Genomic DNA, 1,634 nt, shown 5'->3' with positions numbered 1-1,634 from the left:
TGCCCGATGCGCAGCACCAGCCGAACCTGCCCGGCGTCGAGCAGGCGGGCCATGTCCGCGTCGCGGTGCAGGTATTCCACCACGCGGAACGTGGGCGACCCGGCCACCCGCGCGGCCAGCTCGCGCGAGGCCGCGCTGCGGTCCTCGTCGTAGATGGCGCAGGGCACGTCCACCAGGTCGAAGGTGGCGGCATAGCCGAAGATGATGGTCTGGAGCAGCGGCGGCAGGATGACCACCGTGCGGCTCTTGGGGTCTTTCAGCAGGGTCAGGAATTCCTTGACGATGAGCGCCAGCAGGCGGTGCAGCAGGGCCAGCGGGCCGGATTGCACGGGGTGGCCGGGTTGCAGGGACTGGCCGGATTGCAGGGACTGGCCGGATTGCAGGGACTGGCCGGGCTGGGCGGAAGTGCGCGCGGAGGGGGGCTTGCGGGTTATGTTGTCTGTGATGGCGTGGTCGTGCATGGCGCGCTCCGAGGGGCCGTGTCCCAAGTAGGATTTTCGTTTGTTGGCAAGGAAAACGAGCCTGTCATGAGGGAGTGCCTCAGCCGCCTGGTGAGCACGCAGTGCGAATCTTGCGGATGAGGCCGCAGCGCGTACTCTTGTTGCATTTGACCGATATGGCGGGCGAAGTTTGACCGCGTTGCGCACGATGTCCGTAGGGCTCGCAAGCTCGCCCAAGGGTCACGCCTCGCGCCCTTCGGGTCGGAAGCCAACGGGCGAAAGGACAATTTGGATACGGCCCTAATCCAGCCGTTTGCGGCAACGCAGCCTCGCCACGGTCAGGAAAAAGAACGCCAGTGCGGCCAGGGCCAGCGCGTTGGGCACGATGACCTCCCATACCTCGCCCGCCAGAAAGATGGTCTTCAGCAGGGTGGCGAAGTAGCGCGCCGCGATGACGTACGAAACCGCCTGCACGAAGCCGGGCGTGCTTTCCAGGTCGAAGATGAACCCCGACAGGAACAGCGCGGGCAGAAAGGTGGCCAGCAGCGCGGCCTGCCCGGCGATGAACTGGTTGCGCGCCAGCACCGAGATGAACAGCCCCATGCCCAGCGCGGCGGTGAGAAACAGCGACGAGGCCCCGGCCAGCACCGCCAGCGAACCGCGCAGGGGCACCCCGAACAGGTACAGGGCCATGATCACGGTCAGCACCATGCCCCCCATGCCCAGCACGAAATAGGGCAGCAGCTTGCCGGTGAGCAGTTCACCCATGCGCACCGGGGTCACCAGCAGGGCCTCCATGGTGCCGCGTTCCCATTCGCGGGCCATGACCATGGCGGTCAGCAGGGCGCCCGTAAGGGTCATGATCAGCACCATCAGCCCCGGCACCAGAAAGTGGCGGCTGTCGGAGGTGGGGTTGAACCACATGCGCGTGGCCAGCCGCACCGCCGGAACCTGCCCGGCAGCGGCAACACGACCGGACAGCCAGCTTTGCCACACGCTGGCGACGTAGCCGGACACGGTGCGGGCGTTGTTGGGGTCCACCCCGTTGACGATGAGCTGCACGGGCACGGTGCCCGTGTCCCCTGCCGGGGACGCGCCGTCGGGCCGGGCGCCACGGGCCGCGCTGCCCGTCGCATCCGAAAGGCGGCGGGCAAAGTCGGATTGCAGGTGCACGATGGCGTCCACCCGCCCGGC

Annotated in this window: 1 protein-coding gene and 1 pseudogene; both read right to left on the bottom strand. The window is 67.7% G+C overall.

The features are described 5' to 3' along the window. Positions 1–461 (bottom strand): annotated as a pseudogene (locus FVW20_RS14610) (hypothetical protein); the annotation flags it as partial. 279 nt (positions 462–740) lie between these two features. Next, positions 741–1,634 (bottom strand): ABC transporter permease (locus FVW20_RS14605; RefSeq protein ID WP_196610184.1); only part of this gene is annotated, 894 nt, incomplete at its 5' end.

This window comes from Nitratidesulfovibrio oxamicus (assembly GCF_015731765.1).
Classification (GTDB): Bacteria; Desulfobacterota; Desulfovibrionia; order Desulfovibrionales; family Desulfovibrionaceae; genus Cupidesulfovibrio; species Cupidesulfovibrio oxamicus.
The sequence above is the reverse complement of the archived record's forward strand: the minus strand, read 5'-3'. Positions and strand labels throughout refer to the sequence as shown.